A 16,258-nucleotide genomic window follows, 5' to 3' on the forward strand; every position below is an offset into this window, starting at 1 on the left:
TGTGTTTAGCGCAATGTGGAGGATCGGCACCGGTGCTGTCGCTGCATCCGGAGAGGTTGACGTGAGGATGGGCGTTGTCATATCGTAGAAGACAAGCACGATACTGGGTAAGGGGTGGCATGGTGGGAGCTAGCATTAAAGATGTTGCGCGCAGGGCCGGGGTGTCGGTCACCAGCGTTTCCAGAGTGTTGAATGGCGAGAAGTATGTAAGCCAGGAGCTGCTTGATAAGGTGAACCGGGCGATCGAAGAGCTGAATTATACGCCGAGCCATATCGCACGCAGCCTGAAGATGCAGAAGACGAATACAATCGGCATTATCGTGCCGGATCTGACGAGTCAATTTTGCTCAACGATATTGAGCAGCATTGAGGAAACCGCGAGCGCACAAGGATATAACCTGCTCGTTGGCAACATTGCAGAAAGCATGGAGAAAGAGCTGCGTTACCTGCGTGTTTTTCAAAATATGAGGGTGGACGGCATCATCGTCATGCATCAGAAATTCAATCAGGATATCCTCGAGTTTTTTGAACATGCTTCAATGCCGATTCTGTTCTCCAGTGTGAAAGGTCCGTCTTCATCCTACTTATCGGTGCTGATCGACGACTATCAGGCGGCATTCGATGCGACGGAGCATCTCATTTCCTCAGGCCATGAGAAGATTGCCTTTATCGGCGGCGACCTGGCGGACATTACGTCCGGGTTCAGCCGTTACAACGGTTACGCGGAAGCGATGAAGAAGCACGGCATCGAGCCGGACCCACGTTTTGTGAAATTCGGGGACTACAAGCTCCCTTCGGGCCTGAGGCTGATGAAGGAGATGCTCGGCGAGGACGAATGGCCGACGGTCGTGTTTGCCGCCAGTGACGATATGGCTGTCGGAGCGCTGAATTGCGCGCTGGACCACGGGCTGAAGGTGCCGGAAGATATGTCGATTATGGGCTTTGACGGAAGTTTGATTACCGAGGTCGTGCGTCCGGCAATGACGTCGATGCAGCAGCCGGTGGAGGAGCTTGGGAAGAAGTCGGTGGAATATATGCATCACATGATCGTTAATCCCGAATTTACATTTGATTCGGATATTATTTTGCAGCATCGTCTCGTTGAGCGTGAGAGCTGCCGCCCAAGGCTGGCACACGCGTGAAACGAACAGCAGGAGCTGGGAACAGGCTTATCAAACGATAAGCCTGTTTTTTTATGCTCGCGGCCGCTGCAAGCAAGCGGCAATCCAGCGGCAATCCAGCTTTTCCGCCTATGCAGTAAGAGCTCAATTCCTCTCATGGCGATGGCGCTATCATCATTTGACAAAATCAGACGTAATTCTCCACGAAATTTATATAACGCCGAGGAAAAACGGTAATAGATTTTACAAATGTCCTCTAAAATACGAAGTATCATTCTTCTGGTAACGATACCATACCGCAACACAGGTGACAGAGAAGCAAGACATCAGCATGGATAACCAAAGCGAAAATCCATGAAGCAAAAGGTGGTCGAAAACTTATGGACGATCTGTTGATTGTGGAGGGAAACGTAACTCCGCTTAGCTCCAAGACACATATTACCTATCAATTTCATATCGATGAGCCTGCCGCCTGCCTGGACATTGCTTTTGCCTACAGCTCGAAGGCGCTCGAGGATCGGGAAGCTTCGCGGCGGATGATCCTGGAGGCCATCGACAAGTATGCGGAGCCGTCGATTTCTGAGCTCCAGAAGCAGCATTGGGAGCGATTCGTTCCCCTGCAAAATTTGCTGACGCTATCGCTCGATGATCCGTCCGGTTTTCGCGGCTCGGCTCATCGGCATCCCCCGGAGCAGCATCATCTCCTGACTGAGGAGCAGGCATCGCCCGGGTTCATTGCCGGGCCGCTGCCCAGCGGCATCTGGAAGCTTACGATCAGCATTCACTGCGTCGTGACGCCGGAGTGCCACTATCGACTCGTTGTGAGAAAGGGAGGGAATGCCGATGCCATGGGTACCATTTGAGCTGCATACCCATACACCGCATAGTGACGGAAGACATTCGCTGCTGGAGATGTGCAGGGAAGCGAAGAAGCTGGGTCTTGGAGGCATTGCGCTGACCGATCATAATACGCTGTCAGGCATGGCGGAAGCCAATGCGGCACAGGAGGAAACCGGGGTAGCGATCATTCCCGGGATGGAATGGACGACCTTTTACGGACATATGCTGACCCTCGGTGCCCCTTACTGTGAATGGAGAGATCTCGGACCGCGGGATATTCATAAAGGGATCCAGCGGGTGCATGAGGCCGGAGGAATCGTAGGGATCGCACACCCCTACAGCATGGGCAGTCCGATATGCACAGGCTGTCACTGGGAATATGAGATCCAGAATTGGAACGATATTGACTATGTTGAAGTGTGGCATGAGATGATGCCGCCTTACAAGCATCACAACATCCCGGCATTCCAGCAGTGGACAAGCCTGCTTAATGAAGGCTTCCGGATCACGGCCACCGCAGGGCGGGATTGGCATCACTCAGAGCATGCAGACGGCTGGTCAGCCTTCACCTATGTCGGTCTGGAGAAGGAAAGCGAACGCAGCCGGCCGGAATCGGTCGTGTCAGCCATTCGGCACGGACGCTGTATCGTGAGCATGGGACCCCTGCTGCATGTGGAAGCAGCGCACGGCGGGGCGACATACGGGATTGGCGATATCATCACGGTCTTAAGCCCGGAGACGGCCACGATCGAACTGCGTATTCAAGTAGAGCCATCGTCCGTACCTGGCCGGACGGCGGATGAGATGCAAGTGACGAAGCTGATTGTGGAATCGAATGCAGGAGAGCTTGCGATTCTGCCAAGGACAGATCAGCAGGGCGCCGCGGAATGCAGCATCCCTGCGGCAGGGATTCGCTGGCTTAGAGTGAAGGCTGCGGGCATGCTGGCAGGCGGCCATGCAACACTCGCGTTCACGAACCCGGTATACATCCTGGCGGCTTCGAACGACGAGTTGAGGGAACCGTACAGTGACGTGGAGGAAATGGACGGGGTACCAGCCTGGCAGAGCCGCAACATCGCCGCGTTCACGGACGGAATACCACCGGAGAAGCATGGAACAGAGAAGGGAGCTACAGAGAAATGAATCAATTCGATTGGATTGCCCATACCGGATGTGATGGCACGCCTTATAACTCGCTCGTCTCCTGCCAGGCAGGTTACGAGACCGGGGCCGATGTGCTGGAGGTCGACGTCCGGACTTCCCGAGACGGCATAGCGGTCCTATACCATGATGATCAGCCCGACGTCTCACAATATACATACGAGGAATGGACTGCGGCCGGTTATGAGCCGGTCGAGAAGCTGGAAACCATCCTCACCCCGTATCGAGGAAAGCCAGTTGCTTTCAACCTGGATCTCAAAACCGAGGAAGCCTATACAGCTGCAGCGGCCGTTGTTGATCGGCTGGATGTATGGAGCCAGGTGTACTTCACAGGCGTGACCGATCATTTGGCCAACGGCCCGCGCGCGAGGCATGTTATCTGGAATCTGCCGCCGATCCCGACGGACCTGGCGGATGACATCTATGAAGAGCGTATCCGGCAGTACTGCCAGCAGGCAGAGCAAGCAGGCTATGCCGGAATCAATGCGCAGTACGGCTCATGCCGGCCTGCCCTCGTGGCGCAAGCGCATCAGCTCGGATTGCGGGTGTGGCTCTATACGCTCCCGGCCGACGAGCCCCTGCTTCGCCATTATGCGGATATGGGCGTGGATGCGCTGTCCGTCACCGACCTGACCCCGGCAATGGAGCTGATGAAACGCGGGTCAACCGATGGCCACCGCTCGTAAATTGGCCGAGCCCGGCCAGCACTTCCTCGAGGAATCGCCGCGGTTCTCGCTGTTCCGGCTGGCCTGGCCGCTTCTGCTGAGCCAGTTCGTGCAGACGCTGATCGCTTCAATCGACACATTGATGTTAAGCGGTCATTCCGATCAAGCGGTTGCCGCTATCGGCACCGTGTCGCAGGTGATGACCGCGGCCCATCTGCTATTCGGATTTATCATCGTGGGCGCGTCGATTCTGATCGCCCAGTACTCCGGGGGAGGCAGGGTGCAGGACGCAACGAGAATTGCTTCCATTGCGCTCGGAACGAACATGATGTTCGGGCTGCTGGTCGGGCTGTCACTATATACATTTGCGGGACCGGTGCTGGGCGCGATCCAGCTCCCTGCGGAGCTTATGGATGAAGGAAGAACATACTTGTCAATCATCAGCCTGGGGGCGTACGCAACCGCCTTCGTCATGACCTCGGAAATGATTCTGCGCATGAACGGCCTTGTCAAGCGGATGCTGCTCTTATCGGTCATCATGGTGGCGCTGAATACACTGGGCAACTATGTTGTGCTGTATGGCCCATGGGGCCTTCCCACTTACGGGGTGGCCGGGGTGGCGTGGGTCACGCATGCCAGCCGCCTGGTCGGCTCGGTGATCGCGGCGGTGTTCTTGATAAAAGGGCTGGAGGCCAAGCTTTCCCTTGCGGTCATGCTGCGTCCCTTCGGGCGAGATCTGAAGCAAATATTCCGGCTCGGCATTCCTTCGGCGGGAGAACACCTGTCCTATACGGCCTCCCAGGTGGTTGTCACGATGATGATTGCGGTGATCGGCACAACCGCTCTAACGACCAAGGTATATACCCAGACCTTGATGGGTTATGTGTTCCTGCTGTCAGAAGCGCTTGGCATGGCCGCTGCCATCCTGATCGGTCACCGCATTGGCGCCAAAGCCTATGATCAGGCCAGCCGGATGGGCATCCGGTACACGCTGCTTGCGGTTGCAGCCTCGGTGTTGATCAGCGGCACGCTGTACATCGCAGCCGTCCCGCTGCTGGGCCTGTTCACGGATGATCCGGACGTGCTTCGCATCGGGAAGATCCTGATGCTGATCGGCATCCTTCAGGAGGCTGGCAGAGCATGCAATGTCATGATGATCAGCGCGCTGAATGCGACAGGAGAGGTGCGGTACCCCGTCATCGTCGGACTGATCATCATGTGGGGCTTCAGCATGCCGCTCACTTATGTGCTGACGATGACGCTCGGATGGGGCATTTATGGGGTATGGATCGTGTTCGTGATTGATGAGTGGGTCAGAGGCGCCTTCATGATCGCACGCTGGCGGTCGGGCAAATGGAAACGAATCAAGCTTGTCACATCGGAAGGATAAGTAATCCCTGTCGTTGTCGTTGATTCCACGAAAAGGAGGGAGGGCAGCGTAGTCGCTGTCCGGTCAACAATATGTCGCAGATTCGAACGAAACTATTCGGAAAATGGAGGGTCGCTTCACGAAGGGAGTCGCACGCCATATGGTATGTGTTCTTGCTTCCAACACTGCTGGGCATCTTGCTGTTTACGGTGTACCCGTTGATCGAATCGCTCCGGCTCAGCTTCACTAGAGGAGCGAACGAGCGGTTTGTCGGCACGCAGAACTATGCCGATGTGCTCGCCTCGGAAACGTTCTGGTATGCGGTGTACAACACGGTATACATCACGGTGTTCCAGCTGTTGATTGCGATTCCGATCGGCTTTCTGATCGCCTGCTTGATCAACAGCTTGCGCCGATCCTCCAATCTGTTCAAGGTGCTGTTCTACATCCCGAATGCGACCTCGATGGTCGCGGCAGCCACCGTATTCCTTGCTATTCTGCATCCGGACGGGCCGCTGAATTATGTCGCACAGCTGCTCGGGTTCGAGAAGGTCGTGTGGCTGTCCCAGCCGACCTCAGCCAAATGGGGCGCGATCATACTGTCCGTATGGCATTGGCTCGGCTTCGTCATCATTATTAATCTGGCGAACCTGCAAGCGATCCCGATTGAGTATTATGAGGCGTCTGCGATTGACGGCGCGACTCCCTTCCAACAGTGGTGGCGGATCACAGTGCCGAATATGGTTGGCAGTCTGACGATCCTGTTTGTACTTGGGTGGATTGGAGGGCTGCAGCGCTTCACGGACGCCTACATGCTTGGCGGACTGCAGGGAAGTCCGGCCCGATCGCTTCACACCGTGGTCGGATTCATATTCGAACGCGGCTTCGGCGGAAATGAATACGGGATTGCTTCAGCAGCCGCTTACATTCTGTTCGTATTCATCCTGATCTTCACTTATATCAATACCAAATTGCTGCGCATGAAAATTTAACAAGGACGGGGGATCCATATATGCCTGGCATGCAAGACAGACGGAAACTGATAAACGGGGTCATATTCATCCTGCTGACGGTGCTCGCCTGTACGATGATCTATCCGTTCGCGTGGATGATCAGCGTCAGCCTGGAGCGAACGGCCAATCTGGCGATGCCGTTCCCGCCAAGACTCATACCCGGGGATTTCTCGTGGTTCAACTATCGGCTCGTATTCGAGAACAATGCCCTGCTTCAGGCTTACTGGAACTCGATAGTGATCGCGGTATTCAGCGTCACCTTCAGCGTCGGCTCGGCACTGCTGGGGGGATATGCCTTCTCCCGGGGGGACTTCAAGGGCAAGCGACTGCTGTTCTTCACCGTGCTGGCCACGATGATGATTCCGTTTGAGACTCGTCTGATTCCGATGTTTACAATGTTCAATGATCTGGGGATGATCAACACGAAGTATCCGCTCATTCTGCCATCATTCGTGAATGCGCTGGGGCTTGTGCTGACCAAGCAATATTTCGACCAGCTCCCGGAGGGGCTGCGGGAGTCTGCCAAGATGGATGGTGCGGGGGAGTTCAAAACCTTCTTCTACATCTTCGTTCCGCTGACCGGCCCGATTACGGCAACGCTGGCAATCCTGTCGTTTCAGGATAGCTGGAATTCCTTCATCTGGCCGCTGGTGGTAATCAACGATCAGGATCTGAAGACGGTGCCGCTGTTCTTGTCGAGTTTCTCCGCCGAGAATGGAAGCCGGCTTGCCGGTGTGACGATGGCGCTGGCCACGATGAGCATTTTGCCTTTGCTGCTGGTGTTCCTGTTTTTCCAAAAATATATCATTCGAAGCGTCGCACTCAGCGGCCTGAAAGGAGAGTGATGGGCCCGGGACAATCAAACGAGAGCGGAAGCGATGGATCGGGAGAAGCAGTCTGGTTGTGGGATAGGCACTACGGGGGTTAAAAAAAATCATTCATTCATCTGGAGGAATAACGATGATCAAAGTAAATTCCAAGTTTGTTGTCATCACCCTGCTGTTGTTGTTTGCGCTGACGCTTAGCGCCTGCGGCGGGACCAGCACCGACAATGCCGGGGCGAATACGAGCGAGACAACGACCGAAGCGCAGACAGAAACGACGGACTCGGCGGAAGCCGCTGGACCGGAGCTGTCCGGCAAGCTGAAGGTTCAGCTGATCGGCGATTTCTCTTTGGAGGACAAGACCGATGCGCTTACAGGACAGACGTCCAAAGGCGTGAAAGTGCTGAAAGATGAGTTCGAAAGACTGTATCCGAATACGGAAGTCGAATTTGTTCTGATGGGCTGGGACAACTACAACGAGAAAACACAGACCATGCTTCAGTCCGGTGCGGCGGATGTGTATCAGCTGCCAGGTATTGCTACATTCGCGGAACAAGGGCTGCTGGAGCCGCTTCAGCCCTATATTGAGCGGGACAGCTTCGATCTGGACATCTATCTGAACGGTCAGGTGGACGGCTGGAGAGCGATGGGGCCAAACGATCAGGAGCCGGAGATTTACAGCTTGCCATTCATCGGGGATGCACGCTTAATCGTATATGATAAACAGCTGTTCGACGATTGGGGCGTGGAGTACTTATCCGAAGAGCCAACGATCGAAGAGATTATAGAGAAAGCATCCAAAATGACGGGCACCAATCCGAAAACCGGTGAAAAAAACTATGGCCTGACCTTCAACGGCAACGATGCTGCAGACAGCATCATGAATATTAACGAGTCGAAAGGCGGCCAGTGGGGAACCGGATTCTTGTGGAAGGACATGAAGCTGGAATTCGACTCGCCTACGATGATCGAAGCTGCGGAGCTGCTGAAGGAAGCGACCCAGTATGCGCCGGAAGGCGTGCTGGTGAACCAGGGAGCCGAGAACTTCCTGCAGGATAACAACAATGTTGCCATTAACCTGCGCGTGGCGCCAGGCTTTGTGAACAGCCTGGAGACGTTTGGAACGCAAGACCGATATCAGGCAGCGCTGCTGTTCAAGCATCCGGAGAAGGGCATGGGCGGCATGTTTGCCGGAAGCCCGTTCGCCATCGGGGCGAACAGCCAGAACAAGGATCTCGCCTGGGAGTGGCTGAAGTTCAGCGGAAGCGAGTTTTTCCAGGAGTACATGTGGAATGAACAGCGTTCCCACAGCATGCCTGTCATTAAAGCGGCAGCAGAGTGGGAAAGTGTGAAGGAAGTGCCGCAAATGGATATCATCCTGAAACAGATGAGCCAGCTGTGGGCACCGCGTTATCCTTACCGTGCCGGACAGCCGCGCTACATCTTGTCCGAGAACGTAGAGCGCATTCTGCTTGGCGAATTGTCCGCTGCGGACGCGATGAAGAAAGCGCAGGAAGAAGCTACGAAATGGCTGGAGGGCCAGCAGTAAGCAGCATTCTGATCGGTTAAGTGAAGTTCAGAAGTAAGCAGATGATTAGCTAGTATTTAGGTGAAGGCGATAGCAAGTACAAGCGGAGTCCCGATTCGGGCTCCGCTTGTCTTGTCTATAAGGAAAGAGGGAGCGGGAAACGTGACTGGAAGGATGTATACCTGCTGTTCGGGCACAATCCTTTCATTTTAAGGAATGAAAAGTCTAGTAAAATGATATTGTAAAAGCACTAAACACGGGAAAGCTTGCGTAGATGCTTCGGGTTTAGGCCGTAAGCCAAAAAACTTTGATATCCCCCGTATCAAAATCCCTGGTTAGAGTGTCTTTTAGAGTGAAGGACAAATAAAGCATTGGAGGAAATGAAACATGCATCGTGCAGAAGACTTGCAAAGCCTGGAGCAAGAAGCGTGGCAGCTGAAAAACAGGTTTTTGGCTATCATTGAACCTTATCGTTCGGATTTATGGCGGTTTTGTCTCAGTCTAACGAAGTCCCCGTGGGATGCAGAAGACCTGGTGCAGGAAACGTTAATCAAGGCATTGGCCATCTTAGGCCAGGTATGGCAACCCCTCAACCCGAGAAGCTACCTGTTCCGCATCGCAACGAATACATGGTTAAATCAACAAAGAAAACGAAATAAAGAAACCCTGATGGACAACGCAGAAGAGCTTATGCAAGACACCATGCCGATGAGCGGGATGGAGGTTCAGGAATCGATAGAAATGCTTGCAGGCAGCTTGACACCCAAACAGACCGTCATCGTCCTTGTCATGGATGTATTTGATTTCACTGCGCGTGAGGCAGCCGAATTGCTCACCATGAGTGAAGGGGCTGTTAAATCGGCGCTGCATCGGGCACGAGCGAGATTGAGGAAGTTGAGACAAACGGAATCTAGAGCCATGGATATACCACCAAGTGAAGAGAAACAAACAACCGTACTAACCGAACAGAATTCCCCTGAAAAAGCAAGGCTCGTGGATCGTTTTATCGAAGCCTTCAATCATCGGAATCTTGACATGATGGCCTCGCTATTGGCAGAGCATGCTGAATGGGACGGTGTTCATGTAGGACAAGAGTATGGAAAAGAAACAAGTATCAAGCACTCGCTGGCTGATGACTTTAAAGACCCGCTGCTCGAGAAGCAGTTCGCCAAATGCGAACAGCTCTGGGGAAGGGAAGTCGTTGCCATCTATTACAACTCAGAGAGCGGTCCACAGCTTAACGATCTTATTTACCTCGAGACGGAAGAAGAGCATATTACGATGCGAAAACACTATTATTTCTGTCAGGATCTGCTGGCAGAAGCGGCGAAGGCTTTAAATGTCACACTTCAAGAGGATAAAAAATATAAAATTGAATCATAGGATCTACCTAAGAAAAAGGGAGGGGCATGCCCCTCCCTTCCAGCATTTGCTTGCAGTAAAGGTTACAAATTTGTGATATATTCGTAACCGTTATATCATTTTTCGAGAACCTGTAGCGATTTCACTCCCATGGTCGGGGTGGAAGAACAAGGAGGCAATTGGATGTTGAAGAAGAATAATCGCAATGTTCCGCCAAGAAGAAAGAGAAGCGCTGCTAAGAAGTGGAGCAGGACCGTAAACTTAATCACCGCTTGCTCGCTCGCCATGGGCATCTCTTTTGTAATACACCCACATCCGGCAGAAGCGGCCAGCAAGGTGCATACCGCCAAAGAAGGGGATACATATTATGTTCTGTCCAAACAGTATGGCGTGGACCTGAACAAGCTGATGCAGGCCAATCCGAGCATTAAAGCGACCAATATTTATGCAGGTCTCAAAATAACGATTCCGTCCGAGGCGAAAGCCGTCGCGGCTACCAAGGCCCAAGCGGCCTCGCCGGCGGTGATGCTGCCAACATTAAACGTATTTCCGGAGAATAAAGTGGTGGAGGCATGGGGAAAAACCTTTGACTATTCCAAAACCCTTAACGTAAAGGCAACAGCATATTCTTCGGCTGCAAGCGAGAACGGCGGCTGGGGAGCGGTCGATTATTTCGGAAATCCGCTGGAGCTGGGTACAATCGCAGTTGATCCGAAAGTAATCCCGCTGGGAACCAAGGTGCTGGTCACCGGTCACACCCACCCTGGACTTCCGAAAAAAGCCTTTGTTGCAGAAGCTAGAGACATTGGCGGAGCGATCAAGGGAAACAAGATCGATATCTTCATTCCGGGTTCACCCAAATCCGTTCGAGAGTTTGGCATCCAGGACGTGACCTTATATTTCATCAAATAGCACAGCTCTTGCGCACATCTTGAAAAAAGACGGCTTTCCTAGAATCACATTGTGGTTCAGCCGTCTTTTTTTCATTTCATGAGAACCTGTAACATCTTGCTATTGGCTTTCGGGAACGCCCAGCATGTCCGGCAGCGTGACAAAATCGTAACCTTGACGCATCAGCTCTGTAATGATCTCCGGCAGCGCCTCAATGCTTCCGGTGAGATCCGAACCGGCTCCACCGCCTGCATGCTGGAGGACGATGGACCCCGGACCGATGGCGGATAAAATATTATGCTTGACCTCATCTTTGTTCAGTCCTTTCCAGTCCAGGGAATCGACGTTCCAGTTCACCACCTTGTAGCCGTTTTTCCTGGCCCATCTGAGCTGCTCTTCATTGATGTCGCCATAAGGCGGGCGGATGAGGGTTGGCGTCACACCAACGATGGATTCAATGACGGCATTGGTCCGTTCAATCTGCTTGATAAAGTCAGGCAGGCGAAGCTTGTTCAGTTGGGCGTGGTTATAGGAATGGTTGCCAATCGCATGACCTTCCTCGTGAATGCGTTTCAGCAAGTCGGGGTGCTTCTTGGCCCGGTTACCGACGACAAAAAAGGTGGCTTTGACATCATACTGCTGAAGAACGTCAAGCACTTTTCCTGTAAATCGGGGGTCGGGCACATCGTCAAAGGTTAGAGCAATCCGCTTGACGCGGGGACCACGGGTCCGGAATGTGTCCGGATATTTGGTCATTAATTGACTCAAGGTTGGCGTTTTCTTAGCGTCTTGCTGAGCACCTCCTGAATCGTTCCCTTGTTCGAACGTATCGGAAATCACAGGGGAATGAAGTTGATCCAGGACAGCGAGGACATCGCCATGATTAGCTGCGCTCATCGCAACGCCTGGCGAGATGACCATTCCGAATAAGAACAGCAAACAGCATATAATCGGATAGCTTTTCATCAATGACCCTCACTCCTTTGATTACAGTTTAGTTATGGAGAAAAAGCATGATGTGAGAATGATATGGGCCCGTTCTTGCATGCATAGATCCGGGAGTTTGCAGATTGAGATCGCCAAAGACGTTTTCCTATGGTATTCCCAGCACGGTATGCAATTATCCCCAAGCAAGGTTCTTTTTCGTTAATCCCAGGAAGGTGTATAATAGACATCGATAGGAGATAATTAGACAGATTTGGTTCGGAAGGGATGATATCGAGTGGCTGATTTATTTACACCTTATAATTTCAAAAACTTAACGCTGAGAAACCGTATCGTTATGCCGCCAATGTGTCAATATTCCGTGAAGACTGAAGACGGGATCCCGAACGAATGGCACTACGTACATTATGTAAGCCGCGCCGTCGGTGGTACAGGCTTGATTATTGTGGAGATGACAGCGGTTCATCCGGAAGGACGAATCACAGACCAAGACACCGGTATCTGGGGGGATGAACATATCCCGGCATACCGGAGGCTGGTGGATGCTGTGCATTCATACGGAACCAAGATCGGGATCCAGCTTGGCCATGCTGGACGCAAGGCTCAGGATGCAGATCCTCCTGTGGCACCGTCGGCGATTCCGTTCAATGACAGCTTTAGAATGCCGAGGGTACTGTCTACGCAGGAGATTGAGCAGTTAATCGAAGCTCATAAACAGGCGGCTCGCCGCGCTGTAGAAGCCGGATTTGATACGGTGGAGATCCACGGTGCACACGGTTATTTGATCCATCAATTCCACTCACCGTTAACGAACAAGCGTGAAGACGCGTATGGCCAGGATCTGGCGCTGTTCGGAGAGCGGGTCGTCAGGGCAGTTAAAGAGGTCGTGCCGGAAGGCATGCCGATTCTGATGCGCGTATCTGCCCAGGAGTATGTCGATGGCGGGTACGATGTGGAGTATTGTCTGGAAATCTGCAAGCGGTACAGAGACGCCGGGGTTGATATTTTTCACGTATCTTCAGGCGGAGAAGGGCCGATCGGTTCCGGTGGAGGGCCGAAAGCAGAGCCGGGATATCAGGTAGAACTGGCAGCCGAAATCAAGCGTCAGCTCGAGGTGCCGGTGATCGCGGTCGGATTACTGGATGAATATCAGGATGCGCAGGACGTCATTCTTTCTGGCAAGGCCGATCTTGTAGCGATTGGCAGAGCGATGCTCCGTGATCCATACTGGGCGATTCATGCAGCCAAAGCGTTGGATGGTGAGCAAAAAGTGCCGAAGCCGTACGAGCGGGGGTACCGTTCCTAATCCAGGTCATCATAGCATTACAGAAGCGCGGCTTCCCACAGGGAGCCGCGCTTTGTTATTGAGCACGGAGCGGATGGAGAGATCCTATTCCTGCCATTCAATCAGGTTGGGCGTCTTGTCGAGAATGGATCATATTGTGCGGACCAGCCGTATTTTGCTATCGGGATCAAGCTGTTTGTACCGTTTGCATTTCTCCAGACGATGATTTCGGGTCCGCCCATCCCATATGCTTGAGACGACGCACGCTGGATAACGTATGCGGCAGCTCCAACACATTTTCCGGGAATCTGCCGAAATGCTGGGGCGTTTCTTTCCACCGGGGACAAAATCCGGCTTGTATCGAACAAGAAAAGGGCGGTAGTAATGCTGTGCGTTCCAATACATGTCTTCCCGGTAGTGCGTCGGACTCCAGAAGTCCTACAGACGGAAGCAAAACACGTCATAATCGGTCTGCTCCAGCATTGCGTCCAGCCTGCTCTCAAAGCGGGACTCGAACCATTCGTCGGCGTCCAGATTCAGAATCCAGCCGGGATGGACCCGGACCGTTTCCTCCCATTGCTGCTTGCGGAGTATGACTTCATTACTGAAGAAGATTGTTCATTTCGGATCAGGGTTCGGGCAGAGTAGGGCTGCCGTAATCCGGTTGAGCTCCATCATGGATAGTGATTTATTCCATACAAGATACGGCTAAGCGATCCAGAGTTAACGCCAGCGATCTGAGCAATTTGAGAGATCGACCAGCTTCGGTCTCTCAGATGAGATTCTATGTTTTGACGAATGGCGGTTGTCTGCTGCAAGCAAAGTCACCCCACAAGCTTAAAAATTTGCTTAATCTAAAAAGGAGTATTGTTTAGTCGAGAGGGCTGTCATGCTTAAATTAAGCAGTGGTCAATTCCTACTATATCTTTGTCTTCCAATAAATGAAATTCTATATAATATAAAGAAAACGCTGGCAAATTAACTTTATAGCTGAGAGGAGAGACACTTGAAGGTCCTGAAGAGCGTCTCTTAGGCGCGTAAAGCGTATGGGATACCTTTACGTTGTGGTGGAATTCCGAATACGGCATCAAGACTGGGAAACGGCCAGCTACAATGAGGGCGTATATTTATTGCTTCCGGGAAGCTTCTTGATTTCATTCCAGGCTTCGATTGCAGCTGTGCGGTCTTTGCCTCTGTTGTTCGGGTCTGCATAAAAATCGCGAATGAATTGATTGTATTCAAATTGAGGAGCAATGTTCTTCTTGTATGAGGGATCCTTCTGCCGATTCTCTTCCTCGTGCCAAGCTTCCACGGCGTCGCGGTAAGTTTTGCCTACATTGTTCTTGAAATAGTTCTGGATATAGGTGGAGAAATGAAACTTGGGGATCACAGTTATGAAAAAAGCTCGTACCCTTTGACTGCAACGATGGTTTTCGGTAATGACGGTATCCAGGCTTAAATCTGCTTGAAATTCCATCTTCTTGTTCACTTTTGAGTTGTTCGCTTTGGCGCTTCTGGAAGGCGTTTCCGTTCTTCCGGTTCGGAGAAAGAATTCCACCCTGCTTGATATTTCGAGCTTCGAACCGCTCGTGCTTATACCATGTTCCCTGCAAAAAGCTTGCAGTTCTTCTTTCAGCCAGTAGTAATTATTAAACTGCTCAACTTGTAAATCTGTCGTTAATTCGGGTCTCATGGTCGGCACCTCCGTACATTCTCATCTGATATCATAGAACATTTGTTCTTGTTGGGCAAGCCGTATGAGTAAATCAAGCCCTGACCTGCTCTTTCGAAGAGAAAAGGACAGATAGGGGCTCTATAAATGGCAAGCAACTTCCGTATGACAATGTTCATGGCAAGTGGACTTCATGCTGGTATCCAATGAAGATATACGAATGTGAGGGAGGCTGAACCGATGGTCCCGTTCCAAGGAAAGTTTGATGATATACAGGTCGAGTGCAAGGGCTATGGCGAAGATGTTCTGTTTACGATCACCGGAGGAGCAAGTCATATTGGGGCAATATCCACGGCATACCGGACTGCGCAGCGGCCAGGGTTCGCCGTGGACACCATTCGGGTGCCGGGGCATAAGGAGTATTTGCTGACAGGAGAGTTCGCATTGAAGGCCGCAGAGAGGCTGGATTGTCAGGTAACGGTCATGATGGGCATCCATTATCCGGGTTTAACCCGTGAAGAAACGGAGGCCATTGTGTTCATAACGCGCGGGAAGCTGGAGAAAGTGCTGGTTGAATGGCAGCAGGCACATGTATAATGAGAATATATCGATATTGTGGCTCATGCCAATCATCCGTGGTTGACATCTGAGCGGTCGGAAGTCCTCTCGATCCCGCAGCGTGCACACCCTGAGGGGAAGTCAAACTCGGATATCTGATACGAGCCATATTTTTTTGATTTTTTTGAAACGTATTGCGGCATCACCACGTATCAATAGTCATAGTGTTTCAAACTCAAATATGAACTGAAGCGGAGGAAGGGAACCATGTCCATTTTTAAAAGATTACGCGACTTAACGATGGCGAACATTAACGCGATTATTGACAAGGCTGAAGATCCAATCAAAATGACCGATCAATATATACGGGATATGACCGCAGATCTGGAGGACGCCGAGAAGGCTGTTGCAGCACAGATTGCCATTGAGAAGCGCTTCAAAGCGCTTTATGAGGAGCAGGCTGCGCTGGTGGAGAAGCGGACCCAGCAGGCACACACAGCGGCTCAAGCACAGAACGTGGATCTGGCTCGCCGGGCGCTCGAGGAGAAGAAGGCGGCTGAAGCGAAGCGGGATGAGTACAAGGCAAGCTATGATCAGAACAAGCTGGCAGCCGATAATCTGCGCGGCAAGCTGGAGGAAATGCGCAAGCAGCTGACCGAGATGAAGAACAAGCGGGAAACATTGGTAGCCCGTTACAACGCGGCCAAGGCACAGAATGAAATCAACAAGGCGATGAACGGATTCAGCTCCGACTCGGCATCTGCCGGCCTGAAGCGTATGGAAGAGAAGATGCTGCAGATGGAAGCAAGAGCAGAGGCTAGCAACGAGATGACCAAGCGTGAGAAATCGCTGGACGAAGAGTTCGAAAGCCTTGGCAAAGACAAGCAAATCGAAGATGAGCTTGCAGCTCTGATGAAACAGTACGAGGACAAGTAAAACGGGCATCGAACAATGACGGCAAGTGGAGGCGAAGGAGGACAGGGAAGCTTTCGGGCGGACATCTCCTTCGTCTTTCTATATGCAA

The 16,258-nt window shown here is 52.2% G+C and carries 15 protein-coding genes; 13 read left to right on the forward strand and 2 right to left on the reverse strand.

Annotated elements, in window-relative coordinates; all coding sequences use genetic code 11:
- Window positions 1-119: 119 nt before the first annotated feature.
- The 10 genes from CHH67_RS04160 (at window position 120) to CHH67_RS04205 (ending at window position 10,795) form a co-directional block, all read left to right on the forward strand.
- Window positions 120-1,142: a LacI family DNA-binding transcriptional regulator gene (locus CHH67_RS04160; protein WP_244908078.1), complete on the forward strand. Its 1,023-nt coding sequence runs from the start codon at window positions 120-122 to the stop codon at window positions 1,140-1,142.
- Window positions 1,143-1,501: 359 nt separating this feature from the next.
- Complete coding sequence (locus CHH67_RS04165; RefSeq protein ID WP_095263725.1) at window positions 1,502-1,984, forward strand: hypothetical protein; 483 nt, start codon at window positions 1,502-1,504, stop codon at window positions 1,982-1,984.
- The gene (locus tag CHH67_RS04170; protein WP_095263726.1) at window positions 1,965-3,104 is read left to right on the forward strand and encodes a CehA/McbA family metallohydrolase; all 1,140 of its coding nucleotides are present in this window, start codon (window positions 1,965-1,967) and stop codon (window positions 3,102-3,104) included. The genes CHH67_RS04165 and CHH67_RS04170 overlap by 20 nt, the downstream gene beginning before the upstream one ends.
- Window positions 3,101-3,808 carry a glycerophosphodiester phosphodiesterase gene (locus tag CHH67_RS04175; protein WP_095263727.1) on the forward strand — a complete coding sequence of 236 codons (708 nt, stop codon included), beginning with the start codon at window positions 3,101-3,103 and terminating at the stop codon, window positions 3,806-3,808. The genes CHH67_RS04170 and CHH67_RS04175 overlap by 4 nt, the downstream gene beginning before the upstream one ends.
- Window positions 3,792-5,177, forward strand: coding sequence for an MATE family efflux transporter (locus tag CHH67_RS04180; protein WP_095263728.1), 1,386 nt, complete (start codon window positions 3,792-3,794; stop codon window positions 5,175-5,177). The genes CHH67_RS04175 and CHH67_RS04180 overlap by 17 nt, the downstream gene beginning before the upstream one ends.
- Window positions 5,178-5,248: 71 nt before the next feature.
- On the forward strand, window positions 5,249-6,148 hold the full coding sequence (locus CHH67_RS04185) for a carbohydrate ABC transporter permease (protein ID WP_095263729.1): 900 nt from the start codon (window positions 5,249-5,251) through the stop codon (window positions 6,146-6,148).
- Window positions 6,149-6,168: 20 nt separating this feature from the next.
- Complete coding sequence (locus CHH67_RS04190; protein ID WP_095263730.1) at window positions 6,169-7,014, forward strand: carbohydrate ABC transporter permease; 846 nt, start codon at window positions 6,169-6,171, stop codon at window positions 7,012-7,014.
- A 115-nt stretch (window positions 7,015-7,129) separates the two neighbouring features.
- Window positions 7,130-8,542 carry an extracellular solute-binding protein gene (locus CHH67_RS04195; protein ID WP_095263731.1) on the forward strand — a complete coding sequence of 471 codons (1,413 nt, stop codon included), beginning with the start codon at window positions 7,130-7,132 and terminating at the stop codon, window positions 8,540-8,542.
- A 366-nt stretch (window positions 8,543-8,908) separates the two neighbouring features.
- Window positions 8,909-9,904: a sigma-70 family RNA polymerase sigma factor gene (locus CHH67_RS04200; RefSeq protein WP_095263732.1), complete on the forward strand. Its 996-nt coding sequence runs from the start codon at window positions 8,909-8,911 to the stop codon at window positions 9,902-9,904.
- A 264-nt stretch (window positions 9,905-10,168) separates the two neighbouring features.
- The gene (locus tag CHH67_RS04205; RefSeq protein WP_230875646.1) at window positions 10,169-10,795 is read left to right on the forward strand and encodes a 3D domain-containing protein; all 627 of its coding nucleotides are present in this window, start codon (window positions 10,169-10,171) and stop codon (window positions 10,793-10,795) included.
- A 99-nt stretch (window positions 10,796-10,894) separates the two neighbouring features.
- Here the strand turns inward: CHH67_RS04205 and CHH67_RS04210 are convergent, their stop codons facing one another.
- A complete protein-coding gene (locus CHH67_RS04210) occupies window positions 10,895-11,740 on the reverse strand; it encodes a polysaccharide deacetylase family protein (RefSeq protein ID WP_244908084.1) in 846 nt (281 codons plus the stop codon).
- A 256-nt stretch (window positions 11,741-11,996) separates the two neighbouring features.
- Between CHH67_RS04210 and CHH67_RS04215 the strand changes: the two genes are divergently transcribed.
- The gene (locus tag CHH67_RS04215) at window positions 11,997-13,025 is read left to right on the forward strand and encodes an NADH:flavin oxidoreductase/NADH oxidase (RefSeq protein ID WP_095263734.1); all 1,029 of its coding nucleotides are present in this window, start codon (window positions 11,997-11,999) and stop codon (window positions 13,023-13,025) included.
- A 1,087-nt stretch (window positions 13,026-14,112) separates the two neighbouring features.
- Here the strand turns inward: CHH67_RS04215 and CHH67_RS04225 are convergent.
- Window positions 14,113-14,697, reverse strand: coding sequence for a DUF6434 domain-containing protein (locus CHH67_RS04225; protein ID WP_095263736.1), 585 nt, complete (start codon window positions 14,695-14,697; stop codon window positions 14,113-14,115).
- 219 nt (window positions 14,698-14,916) lie between these two features.
- On the opposite strand from CHH67_RS04225, the gene lpdD reads away from it, so the two are divergent.
- Window positions 14,917-15,273, forward strand: coding sequence for a prenylated flavin chaperone LpdD (lpdD, locus tag CHH67_RS04230; RefSeq protein WP_179292056.1), 357 nt, complete (start codon window positions 14,917-14,919; stop codon window positions 15,271-15,273).
- Between the two features lie 228 nt (window positions 15,274-15,501).
- Window positions 15,502-16,170: a PspA/IM30 family protein gene (locus CHH67_RS04235; protein WP_095263737.1), complete on the forward strand. Its 669-nt coding sequence runs from the start codon at window positions 15,502-15,504 to the stop codon at window positions 16,168-16,170.
- Window positions 16,171-16,258: the final 88 nt, after the last annotated feature.

Source organism: Paenibacillus campinasensis (assembly GCF_002272015.1).
GTDB classification, from domain to species: Bacteria; Bacillota; Bacilli; order Paenibacillales; family Paenibacillaceae; genus Paenibacillus_AQ; species Paenibacillus_AQ campinasensis.

Excerpts from the sequence above, each read along its gene's own strand:
- CHH67_RS04160 (WP_244908078.1), top strand. The coding sequence starts at position 120 with ATGGTGGGAGCTAGCATTAAAGATGTTGCGCGCAGGGCCGGGGTGTCG.
- CHH67_RS04165 (WP_095263725.1), top strand. The coding sequence starts at position 1,502 with ATGGACGATCTGTTGATTGTGGAGGGAAACGTAACTCCGCTTAGCTCC.
- CHH67_RS04170 (WP_095263726.1), top strand. The coding sequence starts at position 1,965 with ATGCCATGGGTACCATTTGAGCTGCATACCCATACACCGCATAGTGAC.
- CHH67_RS04175 (WP_095263727.1), top strand. The coding sequence starts at position 3,101 with ATGAATCAATTCGATTGGATTGCCCATACCGGATGTGATGGCACGCCT.
- CHH67_RS04180 (WP_095263728.1), top strand. The coding sequence starts at position 3,792 with ATGGCCACCGCTCGTAAATTGGCCGAGCCCGGCCAGCACTTCCTCGAG.
- CHH67_RS04185 (WP_095263729.1), top strand. The coding sequence starts at position 5,249 with ATGTCGCAGATTCGAACGAAACTATTCGGAAAATGGAGGGTCGCTTCA.
- CHH67_RS04190 (WP_095263730.1), top strand. The coding sequence starts at position 6,169 with ATGCCTGGCATGCAAGACAGACGGAAACTGATAAACGGGGTCATATTC.
- CHH67_RS04195 (WP_095263731.1), top strand. The coding sequence starts at position 7,130 with ATGATCAAAGTAAATTCCAAGTTTGTTGTCATCACCCTGCTGTTGTTG.
- CHH67_RS04200 (WP_095263732.1), top strand. The coding sequence starts at position 8,909 with ATGCATCGTGCAGAAGACTTGCAAAGCCTGGAGCAAGAAGCGTGGCAG.
- CHH67_RS04205 (WP_230875646.1), top strand. The coding sequence starts at position 10,169 with ATGGGCATCTCTTTTGTAATACACCCACATCCGGCAGAAGCGGCCAGC.
- CHH67_RS04210 (WP_244908084.1), bottom strand. The coding sequence starts at position 11,740 with ATGAAAAGCTATCCGATTATATGCTGTTTGCTGTTCTTATTCGGAATG.
- CHH67_RS04225 (WP_095263736.1), bottom strand. The coding sequence starts at position 14,697 with ATGAGACCCGAATTAACGACAGATTTACAAGTTGAGCAGTTTAATAAT.
- lpdD (WP_179292056.1), top strand. The coding sequence starts at position 14,917 with ATGGTCCCGTTCCAAGGAAAGTTTGATGATATACAGGTCGAGTGCAAG.
- CHH67_RS04235 (WP_095263737.1), top strand. The coding sequence starts at position 15,502 with ATGTCCATTTTTAAAAGATTACGCGACTTAACGATGGCGAACATTAAC.